General features: G+C 56.9%; 22 protein-coding genes and 1 tRNA gene. 14 read left to right on the forward strand and 9 right to left on the reverse strand.

Annotated elements, in window-relative coordinates:
• The first annotated feature begins 14 nt into the window (after positions 1 to 14).
• The 3 genes from moaB (at position 15) to RZ517_RS16315 (ending at position 5,514) form a co-directional block, all read left to right on the forward strand.
• Positions 15 to 557: a molybdenum cofactor biosynthesis protein B gene (gene moaB, locus RZ517_RS16305; RefSeq protein WP_338549185.1), complete on the forward strand. Its 543-nt coding sequence runs from the start codon at positions 15 to 17 to the stop codon at positions 555 to 557.
• Between the two features lie 94 nt (positions 558 to 651).
• Complete coding sequence (locus tag RZ517_RS16310) at positions 652 to 2,109, forward strand: efflux RND transporter periplasmic adaptor subunit (RefSeq protein ID WP_338549186.1); 1,458 nt, start codon at positions 652 to 654, stop codon at positions 2,107 to 2,109.
• A gap of 3 nt (positions 2,110 to 2,112) precedes the next feature.
• The gene (locus RZ517_RS16315) at positions 2,113 to 5,514 is read left to right on the forward strand and encodes an efflux RND transporter permease subunit (protein WP_338549187.1); all 3,402 of its coding nucleotides are present in this window, start codon (positions 2,113 to 2,115) and stop codon (positions 5,512 to 5,514) included.
• On the opposite strand, the gene RZ517_RS16320 is transcribed toward RZ517_RS16315, so the two are convergent.
• Positions 5,493 to 6,308: a protein-disulfide reductase DsbD domain-containing protein gene (locus RZ517_RS16320; protein ID WP_338549188.1), complete on the reverse strand. Its 816-nt coding sequence runs from the start codon at positions 6,306 to 6,308 to the stop codon at positions 5,493 to 5,495. The genes RZ517_RS16315 and RZ517_RS16320 overlap by 22 nt on opposite strands.
• Positions 6,309 to 6,454: 146 nt before the next feature.
• Here RZ517_RS16320 and RZ517_RS16325 point away from each other — a divergent pair, with 146 nt between their 5' ends.
• Entirely contained in the window at positions 6,455 to 7,009 is a 555-nt protein-coding gene (locus tag RZ517_RS16325; protein ID WP_338551183.1) for a YqgE/AlgH family protein, read from the forward strand.
• Between the two features lie 66 nt (positions 7,010 to 7,075).
• Here RZ517_RS16325 and RZ517_RS16330 read toward each other — a convergent pair whose 3' ends face one another.
• Together RZ517_RS16330 and RZ517_RS16335 are read right to left on the reverse strand one after the other, a co-directional pair.
• Entirely contained in the window at positions 7,076 to 8,068 is a 993-nt protein-coding gene (locus RZ517_RS16330; protein ID WP_338549189.1) for a sterol desaturase family protein, read from the reverse strand.
• A gap of 11 nt (positions 8,069 to 8,079) precedes the next feature.
• Positions 8,080 to 8,841, reverse strand: a complete 762-nt coding sequence (locus tag RZ517_RS16335) for a class II aldolase and adducin N-terminal domain-containing protein (RefSeq protein WP_338549190.1) — start codon at positions 8,839 to 8,841, stop codon at positions 8,080 to 8,082.
• Positions 8,842 to 8,932: 91 nt separating this feature from the next.
• On the opposite strand from RZ517_RS16335, the gene RZ517_RS16340 reads away from it, so the two are divergent.
• Together RZ517_RS16340 and RZ517_RS16345 are read left to right on the forward strand one after the other, a co-directional pair.
• Positions 8,933 to 9,841, forward strand: a complete 909-nt coding sequence (locus RZ517_RS16340; protein WP_338549191.1) for a LysR family transcriptional regulator — start codon at positions 8,933 to 8,935, stop codon at positions 9,839 to 9,841.
• A 225-nt stretch (positions 9,842 to 10,066) separates the two neighbouring features.
• Positions 10,067 to 11,185 (forward strand): Hint domain-containing protein, encoded by a 1,119-nt coding sequence (locus RZ517_RS16345; protein WP_338549192.1) that lies wholly within the window; start codon positions 10,067 to 10,069, stop codon positions 11,183 to 11,185.
• 46 nt (positions 11,186 to 11,231) lie between these two features.
• On the opposite strand, the gene RZ517_RS16350 is transcribed toward RZ517_RS16345, so the two are convergent.
• Positions 11,232 to 11,308, reverse strand: a tRNA-Met gene (locus RZ517_RS16350).
• A 100-nt stretch (positions 11,309 to 11,408) separates the two neighbouring features.
• Here RZ517_RS16350 and RZ517_RS16355 point away from each other — a divergent pair.
• From RZ517_RS16355 to RZ517_RS16370, 4 genes are all read left to right on the forward strand, one after another.
• Entirely contained in the window at positions 11,409 to 12,848 is a 1,440-nt protein-coding gene (locus RZ517_RS16355) for an FAD-binding oxidoreductase (protein WP_338549193.1), read from the forward strand.
• Positions 12,849 to 13,316: 468 nt separating this feature from the next.
• A complete protein-coding gene (locus RZ517_RS16360) occupies positions 13,317 to 14,720 on the forward strand; it encodes an ammonium transporter (protein ID WP_338549194.1) in 1,404 nt (467 codons plus the stop codon).
• Between the two features lie 21 nt (positions 14,721 to 14,741).
• Complete coding sequence (locus RZ517_RS16365; protein ID WP_338549195.1) at positions 14,742 to 14,912, forward strand: hypothetical protein; 171 nt, start codon at positions 14,742 to 14,744, stop codon at positions 14,910 to 14,912.
• 130 nt (positions 14,913 to 15,042) lie between these two features.
• Positions 15,043 to 15,843: an alpha/beta hydrolase family esterase gene (locus RZ517_RS16370; protein ID WP_338549196.1), complete on the forward strand. Its 801-nt coding sequence runs from the start codon at positions 15,043 to 15,045 to the stop codon at positions 15,841 to 15,843.
• Here RZ517_RS16370 and RZ517_RS16375 read toward each other — a convergent pair.
• Entirely contained in the window at positions 15,840 to 16,364 is a 525-nt protein-coding gene (locus RZ517_RS16375; protein ID WP_338549197.1) for an SRPBCC family protein, read from the reverse strand. The two genes, RZ517_RS16370 and RZ517_RS16375, sit on opposite strands and share 4 nt — an antisense overlap.
• Positions 16,348 to 17,295 carry a hydroxymethylbilane synthase gene (hemC, locus tag RZ517_RS16380; protein ID WP_338549198.1) on the reverse strand — a complete coding sequence of 316 codons (948 nt, stop codon included), beginning with the start codon at positions 17,293 to 17,295 and terminating at the stop codon, positions 16,348 to 16,350. Before hemC ends, RZ517_RS16375 begins: the two co-directional genes overlap by 17 nt.
• A gap of 91 nt (positions 17,296 to 17,386) precedes the next feature.
• On the opposite strand from hemC, the gene hemE reads away from it, so the two are divergent.
• A complete protein-coding gene (gene hemE / locus RZ517_RS16385) occupies positions 17,387 to 18,421 on the forward strand; it encodes a uroporphyrinogen decarboxylase (protein ID WP_338549199.1) in 1,035 nt (344 codons plus the stop codon).
• Positions 18,422 to 18,505: 84 nt separating this feature from the next.
• On the opposite strand, the gene RZ517_RS16390 is transcribed toward hemE, so the two are convergent.
• Together RZ517_RS16390 and RZ517_RS16395 are read right to left on the reverse strand one after the other, a co-directional pair.
• Positions 18,506 to 19,231, reverse strand: coding sequence for a haloacid dehalogenase type II (locus RZ517_RS16390; protein ID WP_338549200.1), 726 nt, complete (start codon positions 19,229 to 19,231; stop codon positions 18,506 to 18,508).
• A gap of 46 nt (positions 19,232 to 19,277) precedes the next feature.
• Entirely contained in the window at positions 19,278 to 19,544 is a 267-nt protein-coding gene (locus tag RZ517_RS16395; protein ID WP_338549201.1) for a hypothetical protein, read from the reverse strand.
• 109 nt (positions 19,545 to 19,653) lie between these two features.
• Here RZ517_RS16395 and RZ517_RS16400 point away from each other — a divergent pair, with 109 nt between their 5' ends.
• From RZ517_RS16400 to RZ517_RS16410, 3 genes are all read left to right on the forward strand, one after another.
• Positions 19,654 to 20,532, forward strand: coding sequence for a LysR family transcriptional regulator (locus RZ517_RS16400; protein ID WP_338549202.1), 879 nt, complete (start codon positions 19,654 to 19,656; stop codon positions 20,530 to 20,532).
• A 536-nt stretch (positions 20,533 to 21,068) separates the two neighbouring features.
• Complete coding sequence (gene dddP, locus RZ517_RS16405; RefSeq protein ID WP_338549203.1) at positions 21,069 to 22,412, forward strand: dimethylsulfonioproprionate lyase DddP; 1,344 nt, start codon at positions 21,069 to 21,071, stop codon at positions 22,410 to 22,412.
• Positions 22,413 to 22,549: 137 nt separating this feature from the next.
• Positions 22,550 to 23,758, forward strand: coding sequence for a bifunctional alpha/beta hydrolase/OsmC family protein (locus RZ517_RS16410; protein WP_338549204.1), 1,209 nt, complete (start codon positions 22,550 to 22,552; stop codon positions 23,756 to 23,758).
• Between the two features lie 7 nt (positions 23,759 to 23,765).
• Here the strand turns inward: RZ517_RS16410 and RZ517_RS16415 are convergent, their stop codons facing one another.
• Complete coding sequence (locus RZ517_RS16415; protein WP_422395547.1) at positions 23,766 to 24,137, reverse strand: response regulator; 372 nt, start codon at positions 24,135 to 24,137, stop codon at positions 23,766 to 23,768.
• Positions 24,138 to 24,275 lie beyond the last annotated feature (138 nt).

A 24,275-nucleotide genomic window follows, 5' to 3' on the forward strand; every position in this document is an offset into this window, starting at 1 on the left:
ATTTACAGGCCGCCATGTCCCAAAACACCGACACCAAGGACTTCATCCAGGTCCGCATTGCCCTCTTGACCGTCTCCGACACGCGCGATTCCTCGCAGGACAAATCCGGCGATGTGTTGGCAGAGCGGATCACCACTGCCGGGCATCACCTCGCGGAACGGCGGATCGTGAAAGATGAACGCGACCAGATAGCAGCACAGCTGCGCACCTGGATTGAGGATGAAACTGTCGACGTGGTGCTCTCGACAGGTGGCACCGGCCTGACGGGTCGCGATGTGACTGTTGAGGCGCACCGAGATGTCTATGAAAAGGAAATCGACGCGTTTGGAACGGTCTTTACCATCGTTTCCATGCAGAAAATCGGCACCAGCGCCGTGCAATCCCGCGCCACAGGCGGTGTGGCGGGCGGCACATATCTTTTTGCCCTACCCGGAAGCCCCGGGGCCTGCAAAGACGCATGGGATGAAATCCTGCAATACCAGTTCGACTACCGCCACCGGCCCTGCAATTTTGTGGAAATCATGCCTCGATTGGACGAACATTTGCGCCGGAAATAACAAGCTCGTGCGTTAAACCTCGAAATAGTCGCGGTTTTTCATATATTCTTAGGAAGAAACGATTGCCTTCGCGCATCTTTAAAGGTCTTTGCCAATGCGGTTCCTGCGCACCAGCCTGACCGGACTGTTCCTTTTGTCTCTGACACTGGGCCTCTTCGTCTATGCCGGGCAGATCGTGTATTCCGCCATTCAGGAACGCATCGCCGCTGAAGCGCCCAGCGCGCCTCGACGGGAACGGGTGTTCGTAGTCAACACAGTCGAGGGCAGGCTAGCCTCCGAAACGCCAACACTTGTGGCCTTTGGCGAGGTGATCAGCCGTCGCACGCTGGAAATCCGCGCGCGAACCGGCGGCACACTGGTCGAGCTGGCCCCGGAATTCGAAGACGGCGGGCGTGTTGAAGAAGGCCAACTTCTGGCGCGGATTGATCCAGCTGACGCGCAATTTGCTCTGGATCGAGCGCAAAGCGATGTCACCGATGCCGAGGCAGAAGAACGTGAAGCCGCGCGCGGGCTGTTCCTTGCACAGGATGATCTGAACGCCGCCCGGGCGCAGGCCAAACTGCGCGACAAGGCATTGACCCGCCAGCTTGATTTGCAAGAGCGTGGCGTAGGTACGGCTGCAACCGTCGAACAGGCAGAACTGGAAATGGCGCAGGCCGATCAGACAGTTCTGTCGCGCCGGCAAGCGCTGGCCGTGGCCGAAGCGCGCGTGGATCAGGCTCAAACACAACTCGCCCGGGCACGGATCGACTTTGCCGAGGCGAAAAAGCGGTTCGAGGATACACGCATCGTCGCCGGGTTTTCTGGCACGCTGGGAGATGTCTCAGTTGTCGAAGGCCGGTTCGTGTCAGCCAACGAAAAGCTGGCCGATCTGGTCGACAGCGCACGACTGGACGTGGCCTTCCGCCTCTCCACAGCGCAGCATACGCGCCTGCTGGACGAAACCGGACGCATCACCCAAACCCCGATCACCGCACGTCTAGATGTGTTTGGTGTCGAAATTGAAAGCACCGGGCGCATCACGCGTGACAGCGGATCAGTCGAAGACGGTCAAACTGGTCGCCTCGTCTTTGCTCAATTGGACAGCGCTGTTGGCTTCAAGCCCGGCGATTTTGTCACTGTGGAAATCACTGAGCGGCCCCTTGAAAACGTTGTGCGTCTGCCTGCCACGGCGCTTGGCGCCGATGGGCGCGTGTTAGTGGTGGGAGAGGACGACAGGTTAGAGGCACGTGCGGTGACGCTCTTGCGCCGTCAAGACAACGAGATCCTGGTCCGCGGAAATGATCTGGAAAGTCAAAGAATTGTGGCCCAGCGCACACCGCTTCTTGGCCCCGGTCTCAAGGTAAGGGTGACTGAGCCGCTGCGCGCTGCTCAACAGGCCTCTGCCGACTTGTTGGAACTGAGCGACGAGCACCGAGCAAGGCTGCAAAACTTCGTTAACTCCAACACCGATATGCCAGAGGCCGTCAAACAGCGACTACAAGAGCAACTGACCCAGCCCCGCGTACCTGCGCGTGTTGTCGAACGGCTTGAACGCCGGATGGGCGGCTAGGCCATGATGCGCGACCTGCCAGACCGTGCCGGCGGGATGATTTCCTATTTCACCCGCCATCGTACCGCCGCCAATCTGCTGATGGTGTTGCTCATCATCCTTGGCCTCGCCGCAGCACCCCGCATGAAGGCGCAGTTCTTTCCTGACGTAATTGTCGATAATGTCACCGTGTCCGTGATCTGGAACCGCGCAAGCGCCGAAGACATGGACAGCGCTGTGGTTCAACTTCTCGAGCCCACGCTACTCGCCGTTGAAGGCGTGATCGAGAGTGCGGCCACCAGTCGCGAAGAAAACGCCAATATCGTTCTGGAATTCGAACCCGGCTGGGACATGTCCCGCGCTGCTGCTGACGTGGAAAGCGCAGTCGACACGATCACTGACCTGCCCGAGGATGCCGAAGAGCCAACGGTGACACGTGGCGTCTGGCGTGACCGCGTGACAGATGTGGTTATCTCCGGCCCTGTCGATGTCGCACAAATCGGCCAATATGCCGATGAGCTCGTGCTCCGGCTCTATGATGCAGGCGTCACCCGCACCACGATCCGGGGCATTGCCGATCCGCGCACCATTGTCGAAGTACCCACCACAAATCTGCTGGCCTTTGACATCACCATGGCCGAAATAGCCGAGGCCATTGAGCAGGAGGTCGAGGCGGACCCTGCTGGAGATGTCAGCGGTGGCGACACGCGCATTCGGGTGGGCGTTGAAAAACGTGATGTGCGGGATATCGAGGACATTGTCCTGCGCTCCAACCTTGATGGCACCAAGCTCAGGATTGGAGATGTCGCCTCCGTGCGCAGTCAAGGTATTAACCGCGTGCGCTCATACTTTGTCGAGGACAAACCCGCTATCTCCGTGCGCGTCGATCGTTCGGCCGAGGGCGATGCAATCGCTATTCAAAACCAGGTCAAAGAGATTGCCGAGACCATGCAATCCACCCTGCCCGAAGGGGTCGAGGTTCTGCTGATCCGCACAAGATCCGAGGCTATTTCCGCCCGCCTGCAAACGCTTCTCGACAACGGCCTGACAGGTCTGGCTCTGGTCATCGGGCTCCTGTTCCTTTTCCTCAACGCCCGCACGGCGTTTTGGGTCGCGGCAGGTATCCCCGTGGCAATGTTGGCGACGATTGCGTTGATGTATCTGGGGGGGCTGACCATCAACATGGTCTCGCTTTTTGCGCTTATCATCACGCTCGGCATTGTTGTGGATGATGCCATTGTCGTGGGCGAACATGCCGATGCGCGCGTGCGAAAGCTTGGGGAAACGCCGGTGCAGGCCGCCGAACGCGCCGCTCGCCGCATGGCGCTTCCGGTGTTTTGCGCCACTCTGACGACCCTGATCGCATTCTTCGGCCTGGTCGCCATCGGCGGTCAATTCGGCAACCTGATCTACGCCATCCCCTTCACGGTGATCGCAGTTCTTATCGCATCACTGATCGAGTGCTTTCTCATCCTGCCCAACCATATGGCCCACGCGTTGACCCAAACAGAGCGCGAGCGCTGGTACGACTGGCCCAGCCGCATGGTCAATCGCGGCTTTACATGGGTACGTGAAACGCTATTCCGCCCGTTGATGGCTCTCGTGATCAAGGCGCGGTATCCGGTTTTTGCCTTCATTGTCGTGCTGCTCTCCACTCAAGCCGCGCTTTTCATCAAAGGTGACGTGCAATGGCGTTTCTTCAACGCTCCCGAACGCGGCAGTGTCACCGGCAATTTCATGATGGCCCCGGGTGCCACGCGCGACGACACGATTGAGATGATGCGCGAATTGCAACGCGCCACCGAGGAACTGGGGCAAGAGTATGAGATCCGCTACGGTGCCAATCCGATTGACTTCGTCTTGGCCGAGATCGGTGGCAATGCCGGTTTTGGCCTCGCTGGGGCCGACACCAAGGACCCCGATCAGCTGGGCGGCATTTCGATTGAACTCATCGACCCCGATCTGAGGCCCTATTCCAGCTTTGCCTTTGTTGGTGACCTGCAAGAGCGCGTCGATCGCCACCCGCTGGTCGAAGAGCTAAGTTTCCGCGGCTGGCGTGCCGGTCCCGGCGGGGATGCACTTGATGTCGAATTCTTCGGTGCCTCTGCCGACACATTAAAAGCGGCCTCTGAGGCTTTGAAAGAAGCGCTCCTGCGCTTTCCCGAAGTTTCAGCCGTGCAGGACAACCTCGCCTTCGACAAGCAAGAGCTTGTCCTCGAACTCACTGCGCAAGGACAGGCGGTTGGCTTCACCACCGACACTATGGGCCGTGTAGTCCGTCACCGTCTGAGCGGGATTGAAGCCGCCACTTATCCCCTTGGCCCACGTAGTGCGGAAATACGGGTAGAGCTTCCCGAAGATGAAGTTACCGCCGATTTCCTGGAAGCGATGCAAATCCGTGCCCCCTCGGGCGCATATGTCCCGTTAGCCGATATCGTCAGCGTCGAGCAAAGCATCGGCTTTTCTACTATTCGCCGCGAAAACGGCATCCGTCTGGTCAATGTCACCGGCGATATCACCGAAGATGACCCGGCGCGTGCACAGGCTGTCTCCGAAGCGCTCAGGGAAGAAATCTTGCCGGATATCGCCAGCACCTATCAGGTTGAATGGCGTCTGGGTGGACTGTCAGAGCAGGAAGACGAGTTCCTGCAAGACACCCGCGTGGGCCTGATCCTGACATTGGCGGGGATCTACCTCGTACTGGCATGGGTCTTTGCCAGCTGGACGCGACCTATCGTGGTCATGGCGGTGATCCCCTTTGGCCTTGTTGGCGCGATATGGGGCCATGCCTACTGGGACATCCCCTTCAGCCTCTTCAGCGTGATCGGCCTTTTGGGCATGATCGGCATCATCATCAACGATTCCATCGTTCTGGTAACCACCATTGATGACTACCGTCGCGACCGCGCCATCGTACCGGCAATCATTGAAGGTGCTGCCGACCGATTGCGACCGGTTCTTTTGACGACGCTCACAACGGTACTGGGCCTTACGCCGTTGCTTTTTGAACAATCCACCCAAGCGCAATTCATCAAGCCTGCGGTGATCACACTGGTCTACGGGTTGGGCTTTGGCATGGTTCTTGTCCTGATCCTGGTGCCTGCGATCATGGCCATCCAGAATGATGTTCATCACTACACACGGTCCCTGCGGCGTGGTCTGCAAACCCGGCGCGGAGGGATGCAAATCACATTGGGCGCAGGGGTGGTTCTGTCATTCGCATGGATGGCGCTGACGCTTGGCTGGACTGCCGTTGAAGGGCGGTTGCCGGGGGTCCTGTCAGGTTTAGCGCCCGACACAATCGACGGCGCTCAGATGCCAATCGCCTTTGCCGCCTTCGTTGTTGGTCTCAGTGTATTGCTTGTTTTGTGCTACTTAATCACAGCACTGCTGCGTCACCGCGCTCAGCCCGCAGGGCAACCCTGAATTTCCACGGCACGCCCCTGACCCAGAACCGTGATGCGGACATCCGAGCGTTTCAGGGCAAAGGAGCGCCCCGACACATGCTGCATCTCTGTTTGAGCCACGATTTTGCTGCCTTGACGCTGTGATTTGCTTGGAGCCACCCAGATCTTGGGGTCCCCAACCTCAAACACTGTTACCTCGCGCGCGCCCAGCTTTGGCATCGTGATCACCGCAGAAAGTTTCAGGCCACCCTCCATCGGAGACATGCGGCACGCCACATGTGAGACACCCGCCTCTGACGCGGAATAAGGCCGCGCGGCCAATGAGGCGACAATTGCAGGATCACGTTTGCCCTTAGCGTTCGGCAAATCCTGTGCCACGGACACCGTGACCGGGATACACACCTCGCGACACACGCCCAGCTCAATCTCGCCTTTCAACCGCATGGTCTGTCCCGCCGCTTTGGGCGCGATATGAAGCGGCAATGTCACGGACCTGTCATACCCAATGGTCATGTAACGCCCCTGCGGAATTTGCTTGGGCATCGGCCAGTCTACCTTGACGGTAGACACATTGCGCGACCCGGACCAGTTGAATTGCGGTGGAATGCCCGCATCCCCCGGCGCACGCCAATAGGTCTTCCATCCCTCACCCAGCTCCAGGTGAAGCGCCGCAACATGGCGGCCATCCGACCCGCGCCAACCGGGGATCACGTGTGCTTTCACAACGTCGTCCACGTCAAAGGACTGCGCCTCTGAGAGCGAGCCCAATACGGCCAGACCAGCCGCTGCCAGGAAAGTCGGAATCATTTTCATAGGGTACGACATGCCCATTCCGCCGATAAAGTCCAACTCACATTCAAGCGAGATTTTGTCGTGATGCCAAGAGAGCACGCTTGCACCGCACGGCCACGCCGCCCATCATGGACAGGTGAGTCTCGGAAGAACACCCTGTGCGAGAAATTGATCTGACCGGAAAACTGCTGATCGCCATGCCTGCCATGAGCGACCCCAGATTCGCGCAATCAGTGGTCTTCATGTGTGCCTACTCTGCCGAAGGCGCGATGGGCCTTATTGTCAACAAACCTGCAGACGGGCTGAGCCTTCATGCATTGCTGGACCAATTGGACATTTCCCACGAAGACGACTCGACAGACCTGCCAGTCCATTTCGGTGGCCCGGTCGAAAATGGCCGGGGCTTTGTTCTACATGATGGCGCGCATCATTCTTCCATATCGACACTGGAAGTGAACGACGCCTTTGGCATGACTGCGACACTTGATATTCTGGAGGACATCGCCAGCGGCCAGGGTCCAAAACAGAGCCTTGTGGCACTGGGCTATGCCGGTTGGGGACCGGGGCAACTTGAGGCGGAAATCTCCCAAAACGCTTGGCTGACCGTAGAGGCGGACCCGGATTTGGTTTTTGGGCCACAAGACGACTGCAAATGGGAAGCGGCACTCAACAAGCTTGGTGTCAGCTCAGTCACGCTCTCATCCGAAGCCGGTCACGCCTAACAGGCCAAAAGCTTTCAAAAAGCTTTTGGAAAGTCTTTTCACAAAAGACTTCCCTCCAAGTCGCACCTACCGCGTGTACATCTGCTTTTTATAGGCCCGCGTGCGCTCGGTCGCGTCAGCCGTGCCATCGTGATACGTGCCAAACCACCGATCAAATGGGATCTCGGAGGTGCCGTAGTTGCACTCGAAATACCGGTGGTGCAGCTGGTGAAAGAAATCCCCGGCCCGCGCCGCAGGCTGATCTTTCGGGATCAGTTTCTCGAATCCGGAATGCGACAAAACCGGGCTAATCTGCTGAAAATAAATATGGAACAGCACATGCAACGGGTGCGAGGCCACAACCAGATGAACGAAATAGGTCGTGAAATACATGCAGTTCTCAAACCAATGGTTCGATATCCCGGACCACGGTCCGACATTGACGTTCCGATGATGCACTGCATGGACATGCTTATAGAGCTTTGGATGATGCTCCAGCCGATGCACCCAGTAGAAATGCAGGCCTGACCACATCGGGATGAAGAACATCCAGGCCATGAACCACACAGGTGCGCTGGCGAAGGTGATCGTCGGGACAAAGCCGTTTGCCATCGCCCAGAAGATGACCCACTGATAGACTGTTGCCACAGTCATCGCGCTGCCCAACGTCCACCAGATATTGTCCAGAACCTGATTGTTGAACGTGAACGTCCCGTTGTTGCGTGCCAGATCCCGGCGGTCGAACTTGGTCTTCATATCCTGCCCGCGCCGAATGTAGAGCCACCAGTGCAGGCCTCCAGCCACCAACGTCTGAGGCACCATGTTGATCAGCCAGATCGTAAACATCCAGCCAAACGCAAAACTTTGCATCACCTCCAACGGCGGCAGGAAGAGAACATAGACCATCACCGAAATGGCAAAACAGACCGTCAAAGCCGTGATCTGAAGCCACGCGCCCGAATACCAACGCAAGATCGCGCGGGGATTGAGCGGCCAGCTGAACACCGGGTTCAACGTGACAAGGTCATCCGGCCGATGGTTCCAGCGGTCGGCTTCTGGGTCATGTGCTGCGTCTGTCATGGCACCGCTCCTCAGTTCGCGTAGTTTGAGCCTTCTTCATCAAGAATCGCCATCAGTTCCGCCAGATGCCGCTCGGCCTGTCCGGGATATTCTTCAATCTCGCGTGCTGTCTTTTCAGCAATCTCATCAGACAGCACCCGCATCGGCTGTCCGGTCTGCAGCGCACGGATATAGGTCTCTGCCGCACGCTCAAAATAATACATCCGGTTAAAACAATCCGCGACGGTGTCGCCCATGACCAGAATACCGTGATTGCCCATGATCATGACTTTCTTGGACGGATCCTGAAGCTGAGCGGCACAGCGTTCGCCCTCATCCTCAAAGGCCAGCCCGCCAAAATCTTCATCAATCACATAGCGATTGAAAAACGTCGCCGTGTTCTGATCAATAGGCGGCAGGTTGCTATCTGCAAGGCTCGCCAGCACTGTGGCGTGAATGGAATGCACATGCATCAGACACCGATGATGCGGGCAACGCCGGTGTACGGACCCATGCAAGCCCCAGGCACTGGGGTCGGGAGCGCCGGGGCGGCCCAGCGTTTCGGGATCGTTGGCATCCAGCAGCAACAAATCCGAGGCCTTGATCCGGCTGAAATGCACCTGATTGGGATTCATCAAGAACTGGGTGCCGTCCTCATTCACAGCCAGGCTGAAATGATTGGCGACCGCTTCGTGAAAATTGAGCCGTTCAGTCCAGCGAAAACTGGCAGCCAGTTCCACGCGTTCACGCCAAAAAGCGATATTAGGGGTTTCACTTGCTTTCGGCTGCAACATGGGACCACTCCTTTGCGCGTTTCATCCACGTTGCCCAAGCGGCGCAAACTTTACAAACGATAGATTTCACGGCATTCCATTAAAAAAATTAATGTATGTATCGTATATACGGATGAACAACACCGGCCTCCCTCCTCTCACCTGGCTTCGCGCCTTTGAAGCTGCCGCGCGGCATCTGTCGTTCACCCTCGCCGCCCAAGAGCTCAACCTCACCCAATCCGCCGTCAGTCAACATGTCCGCAGCCTCGAAGCCTTTTTAGGTCGAGAATTGTTCATTCGCCGCACCCGCGCCTTGCAGCTGACAGAGGCTGGCGCGAATTATCTTCCTACGTTGCGAGAAGCCTTTGATTTACTAGCTCGCGGGACGCGGTCGTTCACCGGCGGCGATCCAGGACGCACGCTTCTGGTGCAGTGTAATATGGCGTTTTCCGTCTTCTGGCTCGCCCCGCGCCTGCACCGGCTTTATGCGGCGCATCCCTGGCTCACCCTCAACATTTCAACTGCCATTTGGGATCCTGAACGCACTTTCCATGATGCGCCGGTGGAGATCCGGCTTGGCCGTACCGGCGACATGTCCCAGACCGCCCTTCCTCTGCCTCCAAGCACGATGTACCCGGTCTGCGCCCCTGACTACCAAGACGATCTGATCGACCTGCAAACCGCGCGCCTCTTTGATTGCTCGGGCATGATGGGCAACTGGGAATACTGGTGCACCGCCACCAAAACACCCTTCAACATGGCCAACACCGTTAACCTTGCGTCGACCTATGTCGTCGCTATGCAAGCTGCCCTTCACCGTGCGGGCATCTGCATGAGCCACGACACACTTGCCGCCGATCTGGTCGCATCCGGGCATCTTATCCGCCCATTTGAAGGCACAGCCAAACTGCCCGAAGCCTATTTTCTTATGGCTCCGGCGCGCCATGATGAAACACCTGCCAGCCGTGCCTTCGTTGATTGGCTTCAATCCGAATTCGCGAAGATGCACAACAACCCGTGACTTCGCTAAGTTACAAGCGACCGGAAGCAGATGACACCTAAGGCAATTCGACCGCGCGTTGTGCGATCGTCAAATCCCCACCACATTTCGAATTTAATGTAAAAATTTCAAAGCCTTAAAATCGAACTTCATGAAACCTGCCGACCAAATTTCCCCCTAGATTGGCCACACTAAACTGCCAAGGTTGGGCCAGTGTTACGTTAAAACACGTTGTGAGGATTGGGCATGCCCATTTGGTACGGGTATCAGAACGCTATCTTTGGCACGCAAAGCACGGTTAACGGCTCTGCTGTCGACTACGCGTTTGCGCCGCTCTTGGGCGGCACGTGGACCTGGACAGGCTCAACCACCAACTTCGCAGTTCGAGAAAATGACGGAGCCACGCTCTTCAACGGTGACCCGACCAATGAACAAGTCTCTGCGCAGGAGCAGTTCGGCGGAGTCGGCGAACAGGTGTCTGAACTTGATGGAACCTTTCGCCAAATCATTTGGGATTACACCTTCGAAGTGACGGCCACCGACGGCACAGTTTATCGCGTTGCCGTCATTGATGTCGATCTAAACAACGATAACGACCTCAATGATACGGTTGGCGGACAGTCAGAAGACGGGTTTTATCTGATCTTCCCTGATGGTGTCCCACCGCCAGGCCAAAACTACACTGTTGGTAACATCGTCGAAAACGACGATTTCACACCGCACCTGGGCCTTGGCGCAGAAATTGTCTGCTACGCCGCCGGCACATTGATCGATACGCCAACTGGCCCATGCCTCGTGGAGCATCTCAAACCGGGTGACGTGATTGAAACTCTGGATCACGGACCACAGCCTGTGTGCTGGGCAGGTTCAGTGCGTGTTCCGGCCTTGGGCAAACTCGCTCCGATTGTCTTTCGTGCGGGCGCCATTGGCAACGAACGAGACCTCATTGTCTCTCCCCAACACCGCATGCTGTTGAATGACTGGCGTATGGAACTGCATTTTGGCACGGAAGAGGTCTTTGTAAGGGCGATGGACCTGGTAGATGGCGATCAGATTTACCGTCGCCCCGGCGGCTTTGTTGACTATCACCACATCCTGCTAAATCAGCACGAAGTGATCTTTGCCGAGGGCGTTGAGAGCGAAAGCCTTCTTCCTGGCGAATGCGCACGATCCGCGCTTGGTCCAAAAGCCGTATCGGAAATCAAAGAGGTCCTGTCCGGCCTTGGTCAAAGCCTCGACACCTACGGCCCTGCCGCCCGCCGCACATTAAAAAGCTTTGAAGCAGAGCTAGTGACCCAAGGGCCAAACCCAAAACGTGCGTTTCAAGCTCATCACCTCCTGCAGGACCGAGCGCATGCGCATTGATACCGATGGGTCAATCAAGTGCACAGCTCTCATATGTTCGGATTTTTGGTAGCGGAGGAGGGACTTGAACCCCCGACACGCGGATTATGATTCCGCTGCTCTAACCAGCTGAGCTACTCCGCCAGACCGAGGCGCTAGGTAAGACAGGCACCCGCGCGCGTCAAGGGATATTTGATACGCAAATGGACTTGATGCAGAGGCGTTTGCCGCGCAGTCTGACCCAATGACGGACAATCCTCATCCCATTCTGGTCGACCTGCGCGCGGCTCTCGGAACTGGCCATGTTTTGACCGGCACGGAGGCCGCACCTTATACGCGCGACTGGACTGGTCAGGTGCACACGCATCCTCTCGCCGTTCTGCGACCGGCAAATACAAGTGACGTCTCGAAGATCATGCAACTGGCTCATGCCCACGAGGTGCCTGTTGTCCCGGCGTCCGGACGCACTGGGTTGACCAAAGGAACCAAGGCCGACAACCAACTCCTTTTGTCACTCGACCGGCTGTCGACCATCCGCGAGATCCGCGCCACCGGGCGCATTGCCATCGTGGAGGCCGGGGTGATCCTGTCGCAACTGCACGAGGCCGCCGACAGGCATGACCTCATTTTTCCTCTCACGTTCGGAGCACGAGGATCCGCCATGATGGGCGGGGCTCTCTCGACCAATGCCGGCGGATCGAACGTTGTACGTTACGGCAGCACGCGTGGCCTGTGCCTGGGCCTGGAGGTCGTACTTGCAGACGGTCGGGTGCTTGATTTGATGAGTGCGGTCCACAAGGACAATTCCGGCTACAACCTGCGCGACCTGATGATCGGGGCCGAGGGCACACTTGGCATTATCACAGCCGCCGTGGTGCGACTTATGCCCAAACCACGCGCCTATGCGTCCGCCATGCTGGCCTGCCCTTCGGTGACTGCGGCCCTTGATGTGCTCAACACGCTTCAGGCCGAGACGGGCGGTGCTGTCGAGGCATTCGAATACATGCCTGCAAGTTTCATCGACGCGCATCTCAAACGGTTCCCCAATGCGCGCGCACCGTTTGAGAAACGTTACGATGTGAATATCTTTGTCGAACTGGGAGCGCTCTCATCCCGCGATGCAAACCCGACGCCAGACGGAGAAATCCCAGCCCGCAGACATCTGGAAGAGGTGCTGGCAAACATGCTGGACTCCGGTGCTCTCGACGACGCCGTCATCGCCCAGAATGAGGCCCAACGCGCCGAAATGTGGGCGCGTCGTGAAGCCGCCGCAGAACTCTCGCGCTTGCACGATCCTATTGTGGACAATGACATCGCGGTGCCTGTCGACCGCATGGAAGAGCTTCTGGCGCGGATCGAGACCCGCATTCGCGCACTGGATCCCGGCATCAAGATGCTCAACGTCGCGCATCTTGGCGATGGCAACCTGCACTTCACCGCCTGGCCCAGCACCGATGACACCGACACGCACGCCGCCATCAATCGGGCGGTGGAAGAAGAGGCCGTCACTCTCGGCGGGTCCTTCTCGGCCGAACATGGCGTGGGGCTTTCCAAGCTTCCGGCTATGGCACGTCACAAAGACAAGGTGGCGCTCGACGTGATGCGCGCGCTTAAAGCCGCATTAGACCCAAAAAACATCCTTAATCCCGGCAAGGTTGTCCCTGCTGCTGACGCCACCCAATAGCGTCGACCGAGGTATGATACATCCCTCTGGCCGCTCAGGTCTTACAGAGCCATTTCGGTACAAATCTGGTCCTATTCTATGGAATGCTCCTCAAACCGCTTAATTTTTACGCATAAATTGGTATATTTTTGGATCAACTCAAAAAGCGTTAAAATATTCTTTTTGCTCAATTATTTTTTCTAAAAAGAAACATTTTCAGGCGCTAAAACCATCGCGTTTCCACCGGCCTCAACGCGCCCAGCCGGAAAACCGTTTGAAAATCAGTTTATTAGCAATGTGCCGCACCAATGGCATCATGCAGGCCCTGATCGCCACGCCCCTGTCGCACACAACTTTCAATGGATCAACCAAGCCGGAAACTCCAAAAAAATTGTTGGCGGAGAGCCATCCACAAGTTTGAGTATGGCCATCGCCGGAATCGACGCACAACGAATTGCGACGTCCGGCCAACACGGAGGGAACAAAAAAATGGAAGAACAACTCGCGGAACTCGCGGCCAAGGTGGCCGAGATGGAGGCGAAGGGGAATCTGACGAACACCATGTTCGCAGAGACATATTACTATCTCACGATCCCCTTGATGATCATCATTCACGCAGGCTTCTTGGCCTATGAAATGGGGGCATCCCGCGCCAAAAACGCGCTCTCATCAGGCGTCAAAAACATTCTGGCCTTCGCATTCGTGATCCCGGCCTTCTATTTCTTTGGCTGGTGGGTCTACTGGGCTTTCCCAACGGGCTTCTCATTTTCGGCAGGACCCAATGGGATTTCCGGTGCGGAATATGCAAGCTCCATCGCGCTCGCCTGGGGTGAATCGGCGGCCTACATGGGTCCGAACACCGAAGATCAGATTGACGGTGTGTTCTGGGGCGCCTTCACACTCTTTGCCGCCACGACAGCCTCGATCATGTCAGGCGCTGTGATTGAGCGCATTCAAACCGTGGGCTTTGTCATTCTTGCGATCGTTCTGGGTGGGTTCAGCTGGACGCTGGCCGCGGCCTGGGGCTGGCATGCGGATGGCTGGCTGGTGCAAAACTGGGGCGTTCATGACTTTGGTGCAGCCGGTCTTGTGCACGCTGTTGCGGCCTTCTTTGCCTTGGGTGTGCTGATTGTACTTGGACCGCGCATCGGCAAATTCAATGCAGATGGCACGGCCAACGAGCTGCCGGGCCACAACATGCCCTTCACAGCCATGGGCCTCATGCTCATCGTCGTGGGCTTCTGGGGCTTCCTGATGGCCTGTCTCGTGGTCGGCGGAGAAGCCTGGTCCTGGGGCTCAAACTTTACGACCATCTATGGCACACCGACAAACCTCGGCGCGCTGAGCTTCAACATCCTTATGGGTGTCGCAGGCGGCATCATCGGGGCGTGGCTCTTTACACGTGATCCATTCTGGATGATGTCCGGTGCTCTGGCGGGTCTGATCTCGGTGGCCTCTGGTCTCGACATCTACTTCCCGTCGCTGACCTTCATCATCGCGATTGGCGCGGGTGTCATGCTGAAACCCGCAGCCAAGATCCTCGAAGGCATGGGCATTGACGATGCGGTGGGCGCTGTGACGGTTCACGGCACCATGGGCATCTACGGAATGCTGATGCTTGGCATCTTCGCCTCAGGCTACCCTGCCGTCATGGACTTCTCGGTTCCAGAAGGCAGCACGGTTCCAACCGTAAGCCTCGTGGGTCAGATTGTCGGCGCAATCGTGTTTGTTGCCATCGGCCTGGTCACTGGCTTGGCAAGCGCATTGGTGCTCAAAATGCTTGGCATGCTGCGTGTTCCAGAAGCGGCCGAGATCGCGGGTCTCGACACGGTCAAAGTGCCGGCACAGGCCTATCCCGAAGGCATCGCGGTTTCACCGCCGGCGTCGCAATAACCTGAATAGGAGGAATGAAACATGGGATTTCCATTTGAAAACGCATCCTGGGACGGCGTCAGCGGCGTGATATTCGTTGGCGGTGCCGGTGGTGCCACGATGATGTACAGCATGATCGCCATCGGCATCTGCATTGCAGCCCTGCTCCTCGGCAACGGCATCGAAAGCAACAAGTACAAAAACCATAAGTAAAGGCCACGTCCTTGCACGAAACGCCCCGCGGTTCATCCGCGGGGCGTTTTTCTTGACCCTATCCATCAATAGCGCGTGACCACCACACTCGCCCTTTTTCCGGCGACACATCTGCTGATACAACTGTACCATGAAACGTTTTATTGCTCTGATTTTTGCCCTGTCCCTGTTCCCGCTTTCGGCGCACGCCTGCGGGGCAGACACTGACTGCGCGCTTGGCGACCGAACCTACCGCATTCAAATGCCGGACACTGCAGGCGACAAACCCGCCGCCCTGATCTTTGCGCATGGCTACAAAGGCTCGGCGCGAGGTACAATGCGCAACAAGTCGCTTGCGGCCCTAGCTGAACGGCTCGGCGTAGCGCTTGTCGCCCCCGATGCCATAATGGACGACTGGTCCATCCCCAACGCGCCGGGGCAAAGCACCTCACCCGATGTCGACGAAATTGCCTATTTCGATGCGCTCAAAGAAGCGCTCATCTCGAAACACAACATCGATCCCGACCGCATCGTTGTTGCAGGGTTTTCTGCTGGCGGCATGATGGTCTGGAACCTCCTCTGCGCCCGCCCGGATGACTATGCCGGGTTCATCCCCATTGCTGGCACCTTCTGGGCCCCTGAGCCGACAAGCTGCGATACGCCCGCGGCAAACATCATCCATATCCATGGCACATCAGACACGATCGTACCCCTCACCGGTCGGCCCATCGCAGAAACCCATCAGGGCGACGTGAACAAAACAGTGGCCATGTACATCGCGAACGGTGGTTACAGCGCGTCCGACAGCCCCGATATGACCCCGGATCTGAGTTGCGAAAGCTGGCGCAGTGAACAGGAAGCAACGATGACAAAATGCCTGCATGATGGGGGGCACAGCTTCAAAGCGGATCACATCAAGGCGGCGTGGAAGACCCTTATGTCAGGGAATTAACCACGCTCGGCCAAGGCTTTGAAATGGCCCAAGCCATCGTGCATATACGCCCGCCAAAACGTAGCGGCCAATAGGGCCACAAGAGGACGCGTCAGGATAGTCGTTGCGCGAAAGCCATAAGTCCACACCACCTGTGTCTCACTGGACTGCGCGGTAAAAACCCACCGCCCATGCGCAGATTTCACCAGCCACGAAAACGGCCCGGTAAACCCCGACACCGTATAGGCAAACTCCGCCATACGCTCTGCCGCCCGTCCCCCATTGGGATCGCTATAGGTGATCTCTTCTCGCGCCGTGTTGCCATCGCCCATAACCACGGTCCGGGTTTGACCAACCTCATCCCAACGCCCGGTCTGATCCTGCACATCCACCACCGGCGGAATAGGGCCCTTGGCCTTGGGAAAGAGGTCTGGAAGGGAGACAGGAACGAAGATATCCCAGACTTTGGGCAACGTATTTTCTATGACGCAGTCCACACGCGCCGATGGCCCGAACCCCGCCGGATCAGGCGCGCCAGTCAAAGAAACCTTCGCCCGCGCGCTTCAACAATCCATTTGCCAGTTCGGCACCCAAAGCCGCGCCATCCTCAATCGGGGCGGTGGCCTCATCTTCCAGGCTCTCGCTTCCATCCGGGCGCAGGATCTCGCCGCGCAACCGGATTGACCCGCCCTCCAGCTCTGCCAACCCGGCAATCGGGGTCTCACAAGACCCATCGAGAGCCGCCAGAAACGCCCGCTCTGCCGCCAGTCTTTGCCCGGTTGGCCCGTCATGAATGGCCGCCAGCATATCGGCCACGCGGGTGTCATCCACACGCCGCTCAATTCCAATGGCCCCTTGCGCAACAGCCGGCAGCATATCCTCAGGCGCAATCGCCCCCTTGGCCACCTCTGACTGCCCCAGCCGGTTCAACCCTGCCATTGCCAGAAACGTGCAACCTGCCACGCCATCTTCAAGCTTTTTCAGCCGGGTCTGCACATTGCCGCGAAACTCCACCACCTCAAGACGGGGGAATTTGACCAAAACCTGTGCCTTGCGGCGCAGGCTCGACGTGCCGACCTTGGTGCCCTCCGGCAACGCCTGAAGTCCATCGAAATGCGGTGAGACAAACGCATCGCGCACATCCTCGCGCGGCAGATACGTATCAAGCACCAGCCCACCGGGCTGTTCCACCGGCATGTCCTTCATGGAATGCACAGCAATGTCAATTTCACCTGACAGCATCGCATCTTCGATCTCACGCGTGAACAATCCCTTACCGCCAATCTCTTTCAAAGGCCGGTCCAAAACCCGGTCTCCGGTTGTTTTGATGACATGGATTTCAAAACAGTCTTCCGACAGGTCGAACGCCTTGGAAAGGCGCATTCTTGTTTCATGCGCCTGAGCCAGAGCCAGGGGCGAACCACGGGTGCCGATCTTGAGCGGCGCGGACGGAGTGGGCAATTCTTGTGTCATAACACTGGTCTAGACATGTAAACCTAGGCTGACAAGTTTTGGTTGACTTTCCCCGCCTCACTTGGGACCACCTAGGCAAAGGGAGACACCCATGGCGCCAACAAAAACCATCCTCAAAGCTCTCGCAGGCGAGGTGCAGGACACACCGCCCATCTGGATGATGCGCCAGGCTGGCCGTTACCTGCCCGAGTATCGCGCCACCCGCGCTGAGGCCGGGGATTTCCTGTCGCTCTGCTATAACTCGGATCTGGCCACGGAAGTGACGCTGCAACCGATCCGCCGCTATGGATTTGACGCCGCCATTCTCTTTGCCGACATTCTTCTGGTACCGCAGGCTTTGGGCGCTGATCTGTGGTTTGTCACGGGCGAAGGCCCGCGCCTCTCGACCATCACGCAGCAATCCGAGTTCGATGCCCTGAAAGGCGCCGACGACCTTCACGACACGCTCGCACCCGTCTATCAAACCGTGCGCAACCTCGCATCCTCTCTGCCCTCCGAGACCACATTAATCGGCTTTGCCGGGGCTCCCTGGACTGTGGCCACCTACATGATCGCCGGGCGTGGCACACCGGATCAAGGTCCCGCTCATGCGCTGAAAGAGGAAAACCGCCCGCTCTTTGAGGCCGTGATGAACCGGCTGACAGACGCCACAATCGTCTACCTCTCCGCACAGATCGAGTCGGGCGCAGAGGTAGTCAAAATCTTCGACAGCTGGGCAGGCTCCCTCAAAGGGCAGGACTTTGAAGATTTCGCCGTAGCGCCCACCAAACGCATCATCGAAAGTCTCAAGGTCAAATACCCCAACACGCCCATCATCGCCTTCCCCCGTGAAGGCGGCGACGGCTATATCGGTTTCCACGAAAAAACCGGTGCCGATTGCGTCGCGATCGACAATTCCGTCAGCCCCGAATGGGCCGCCGAGCATGTACAGGTCTCTGGCTGCGTACAGGGCAACCTCGCCTCGTCTCATATGGTCACCGGCGGCGAAGACCTCGTGCGCGAAACCAAGGCCGTGGTCGAGGCCTTCCGCAAAGGCCCCCACATCTTCAACCTTGGCCACGGGATTACACCAGATGCCGATCCTGCGAATGTGCAACTGATGATCGACACAGTGCGCGAGGCGTGACTGTGCGGTTTTGGATGGCATCTATGACCGCTCTGAGCCCAACCTTCCGATATTCTGCACCGCCGCGAATGACTGCTGCGTAGTTTACGCGCCCGACAGCTCCGCCTTATGTGCTGCAGCCAGCTCAGCCATACTGTTGAAGCAGAAGTCATAGCTGGGCATCTCTCCGGGGTTCATTGTTGCCCCGAACCCTTCTTTTTCGTGACGACGATAGATCCAGCAATTAGATAGCCCGTATTTATTGGCAGGGCCATGATCGTGGAACATGCTTTCTGCTGTATGAAGAATGTCCTTTTTGGAGATACCTTGCCGCGCAAGCGTATCCAGCATGTAGTCAAAGTTTCGATCAGATGGTTTGTAGCTGCCAACGTCTTCAGCGGTGTAAACACCATCAAAGTGGACATCGAGCCGAGCATTCGAGCTTGAAAAACTCGTATTGTCGGTATTGGTCAGGACGACCAGTTTGTAGTGTTGTTTGAGGTAGGCGAGTGCTTCACGGCTGTCGTCAAACGCAGGCCACTGGCGCACGGACAGGCCGTATGCTTGGCATTCTTCCCAAGTCACTTCGACACCCCATTCTTCAGCCAGACGACGGTAAACCACTGCAAGAAGATCAAAGTACTTTTTGTTGGGTGTCCAGCGCTGCGTCGTGGATTCATGATAGGCGTGTGCTTCAAGAATATCGTCGCGCGTCAGGTTTTGACTGACCTTGTCCGTCAATGGTTTGAGAGCTGTGACCATGCCGCTTTCCCAGTCGATCAGCGTGCCATAAACGTCGAATGCTAGAACCTTGAAGTCCATCAGTTTCATAGTTTCTCTCCTTCTTGTTGGTGTGGGCGATTTCGCTGAATTGTGTTCAGGCCCAACGGATCAACCCAATAATTGCCGACGTTGCATAGAACGCCTGGAGCAATAGGAACGTCCAACGCCGGTCTAAAATAGCCCAACCTGCAAACAGCGCCGACGACACCAAGAGCAAGGAAAACCCAAGCATCTCCGCTCCAATGTTCATCGCAATCGACATCGCATAGACCATAGCCAGAATGGAGCCGATGACTTCGAACAGAGAAGTGAGCTTGCGATTGTCGCGCGTTATAGCGTTTTGATGGCTAACGTCGGTCATGGGGTGTCCTCGCAAATTTGGCTTTGCAAGATGGATAACCAAAGCTAAGATATGACACAAATGAATGATTGTCATATTTTGATGCTTGTTTGTCATGTGAGGAGTGGCCTTGGCTGAAAGGCTGGAAATCGATGCAATGCGTGCGTTGTGCGCCATTGGCACCAGTGGCGGCGTTACCAATGCGGCGAGACAATTGGGTTTGTCGCAGTCGGCCGTTAGTCACAAAATCAAACGGTTAGAAAGTGCGTTGGATTGCGCCCTCTTAGCACGGCAATCCGGAGGACCATTGTTCACGGATGCCGGAAAACGCCTTCATGATTATGCCTTGCGTATTATCAATCTGCATGACGAAGCGCTTTCAGATTTGGGAAAGAAAAACTTGAATGGAGCCATTCGTCTGGGCATGACCGAAGATGCTACGACCAGCGACATCGCTGGAATCCTTGGTCGGTTCACGCGGTTGTACCCTTCTGTAAGTGTGCGAACGCGGACCAGCCAAAGCCTGAATGTTCAAGCCTGGCTGCAAGCAGATGAGCTTGATCTTGCGATGATGCAGGTGTTCACAACAGACATAGAGCCCCAAGATCAGGCTCTCTTTGATGACACCCTTCATTGGGTCAAATCGAAAGACTATGAACTAGACCTCGCTCGACCAATTCCGTTTCTGTCATTCGATACCAATTGCTTTTACCGGAAGTGGGGTTTTTCGGAGGTGCTGCAAGAAGGACGATCCTTTGAGAAAGTCCTTGAGTGCCCAAGTGCCGCAGGCATTCAATCGGGTGTTCGTTCAGGGCTTGGCATTGCCTTGTTGAACGGAATGCATGTGACGGAAGACATGGATGTGATCGAAAACCTGTTCCCATCGCCGCCTAGCATTACATTCGTTGCACGGGTCAACCCCAAAAGCAGGTCCGCTCCAGTCAAGGCACTGGTCTCAGAAATCGCACGCGAGTTTCGTGTACCTGCCTCATTGAGTGCCGCTGAATAAACCGCATTGCGGACATTCACTGCAGACAACCTTACGGCTGGTTTGTCCGCGGAGCTGCCATTAGATCGTGACGACATAACGTTTCCACTACAACAACCTAAAGCGCTTCGCCTTTAACCTGAGACCTCAGCGAAAGGTGAAACGCGTGCAACGATTGAGTGTCGCGCGGCGTTTCGCGATCATCTGCGAGTCAGGTTTATCGCTAAACGCTTTAACAGACAGAAACCCTCAAACACAGACACTCGGCACGGATCGAGACACGAAAGGGCAATGGGTCTCACAGCCACCTTCAAACACCTTAAGAAACCCTTCACCCCACCGAACGCCACAATAACCCGGCCCTCTACCGACACCCGCACCGACGCGATACCGACGTAATACCGACGTGATGCCGAAACGCCAAATCCCCTGTTTTTCAGGCGTTAACCCCCGATTCGCGCCCCTCGCGGCGGAATCTGGCAAAAACCATGTCGCAATCAGACGGGCGCAGCCCACTTGCAACGGGCCAACCTGTACCCAAGAGGGAGGCCAGAACGATGAACACCCACTACCGCGATACCCGCAAAATCGACCCTACGCGTGGTGCAACTCTGGGCGACAATACACCCAACGACGCTGACCGAATTGAGATCGGCCCCACCCAACTGGCCTTCCGGGAATGGGAAGCGGCGGGCCTGCAACTGCCAGACCTGCAAGCCATGCGCCGCTACCGTTGGGAGCGTCTGACGAAATTCATCCAGGATCGCGACTATGCCGGTCTTCTGGTCTTTGACCCACTCAACATCCGCTACGCCTCTGACAGCACCAACATGCAGCTGTGGAACACCCATAACCCGTTTCGGGCTCTGCTGGTCTGCGCCGATGGCTACATGGTGATCTGGGACTACAAAAACTCCCCCTTTCTCAGCACATTCAACCCCTTAGTGCGTGAACAACGCTCTGGCGCCGATCTCTTTTACTTTGACCGTGGGGACAAGGTCGATGTGGCCGCAGATGTGTTTTCCAATGAGGTTCGTGTGCTCCTCGAAGAGCACGCCCCCGGCAACAAGCGACTTGCCGTGGATAAGGTCATGCTGCACGGGTTGCGCGCGCTTGAGGCGCAGGGGTTTGAAATCATGGAAGGCGAGGAAGTCACCGAAAAATGCCGCTCGGTGAAAGGCCCCGACGAGATCCTCGCCATGCGCTGCGCCAGCCATGCCTGCGAGACCGCCGTCGCAGAAATGGAGTGTTTCGCGCGCGAAACAGTGCCGCTTGGCAACACATCAGAGGACGACATCTGGGCTGTGCTGCATGCCGAGAACATCAAACGCGGCGGTGAGTGGATCGAAACACGCCTTCTCGCCTCAGGCCCCCGTACCAACCCGTGGTTTCAGGAATGCGGCCCACGTATCGCCCAGAACAACGAAATCATCTCTTTCGATACCGACCTCGTCGGAAGCTACGGCATTTGCGTTGATATCTCCCGCAGCTGGTGGATCGGCGATGAGAAGCCCCGCCCTGATATGATCTACGCTATGCAGCACGCGCATGAGCACATCATGACCAATATGGAAATGCTCAAACCCGGCGTCACCATCCCGGAACTGACCGCAAACACCCATGTTCTGGACAACAAATTTCAGAAACAGAAATACGGCTGCCTGATGCATGGAGTGGGGCTTTGCGATGAATGGCCTCTCGTGGCTTACCCTGACAAGGCCGTTGAAGGTGCCTTCGACTACGCGCTGGAACCCGGCATGACCCTTTGTGTGGAAGTGCTCGCCGGTGAAGTTGGCGGAGATTTCTCCATCAAGCTCGAAGATCAGGTGCTGATCACCGAAGACGGGTATGAAAACCTGACGAAATACCCGTTTGACACAGCCCTGATGGGCCTGACCTGACCACAGGCTTTGCCCACAAAAGTGTTTCAGAATCGGCCCGGACTCTCACCTTGCCGTGACACATGTGCGACTCCACTGGCGAAACTGCGGGGGGCTTCCTACCCTTTGTGGCAACATCAGAGAAAGGAGGCACCTGCGTGCCGACTGAAAAATTCACCTTCCGGGGCCATGCGGGGCATGAGCTTGCTGCGCGGCTGGATCTTCCCGAGGGACCTCATTTGGCGACGGCGCTCTTTGCGCATTGCTTTACCTGTTCCAAGGATATCCCAGCCGCGCGGCGCATTTCGGCGCGGCTGGCTGGTCTTGGCATCGCCGTTTTGCGGTTTGATTTCACAGGTTTGGGCCACTCTCAGGGTGAGTTCGAAAACACATCTTTCCGCAGCAACATTCAGGATCTCATTCTGGCCGCCGAAGCGTTGGACGCCAAGAGCATGGCGCCCAGCCTGCTCATTGGGCACAGCCTGGGTGGCGCGGCCGTGCTGGGGGCTGCACGTCAGATCGACAGCATCCGTGCGGTGGTGACCATTGGCGCCCCCTTTGATCCCGAACATGTCACTCACAATTTCGGCGGCGCGTTGGCCGAGATTGAATCGCGAGGCGCGGCTGAGGTGCTTTTGGGTGGGCGACCCGTAAAGATCGGCAAGTCATTTGTCGAAAACGTCCGCTCCGAAAAATTGGAGGAGGACATCGCGCATCTCAAACGCGCTCTTCTGGTCCTGCACGCTCCGCATGACAAGATCGTCGGTGTGGAAAACGCGGCGCGTATTTTCACCACAGCCAAACACCCCAAAAGCTTTGTCACGTTGGACAATGCCGATCACCTGATCACCGACTCTTGCGATGCAGAATACGCAGCTGAAGTGATTGTGACCTGGGCCAAGCGCTATCTGGATTTTCGCATTCCTGCTCCCCCCGGCGCGCCCGAAGGCGTGCTACGCGTGAGCGAAGCAGACCCGGAGGGCTTCCTGCAAGACATCAATGTCGGGGCCAAACATCACCTCGTTGCAGATGAGCCCGAAGCCTATGGCGGCACGGACCGGGGGCTGTCCCCGTACGGCTTTCTAGCTGCCGGATTAGGGGCGTGCACCTCCATGACGATCCGTATGTACGCACGTCGGAAAGCTTGGCCATTGAAACATGTAAGTGTCGATGTCACCCATCACAAAGTGCATGCGCAGGATGCCGACGCCCCAAGCGACGAAAAGATTGATCAGTTCACCCGCGTGATCCGCCTGACTGGTAATCTGTCGGCGGAACAACGCGACAAGCTGATGGAAATTGCCGACAAATGTCCCGTGCATCGCACGCTTGAGCGCAGCTCAGAGATAATCACAAAGGCAGCGTAACCTCAGGTCAGGCGTGGTTGCCGTAATGCTCGACCATCGCCGTCAGATCATCTGGCGGCGTGTCAGCCTGCAGATAGGCGCAGACATTCGGGCAGAGCGAAAACACCGAACCATCCGAAAAGAACGACGTGTCGGTGACAAAGATCACCCGTGTCTCAGGATTGCGAATGCTCGCCAAATCGGAAATCGCCAGTGCGCTACTGCCCTTTAACACTAGATTAAGAATTACGACATCATATGAGCGTTCTGCCAGGGCTGCGATTGCGCCGCTCTGATCCGTTTCAAGGCGGACCTTGATTCCGTGACGCTCTAAATGGCGTTGCCAGACCTGTCCAAGAGACAGGTTCGTTTCGACGATCAAGACACGCAAGGGACCCACCCGAGTTAATGATCTAAAAATTCAGTAAATGCATTTCCAGTGGTGCGCCTCAAATCTTAACAAATGGTTAATTTGCCTGTTCACATTCCCGATAGGCTTGATCCCGCTTGTTTTCGGTGCAGGTTTCGGTTTCAACAC

Source organism: Roseovarius sp. S88, from assembly GCF_037023735.1.
Taxonomy (GTDB): Bacteria; Pseudomonadota; Alphaproteobacteria; order Rhodobacterales; family Rhodobacteraceae; genus Roseovarius; species Roseovarius phycicola.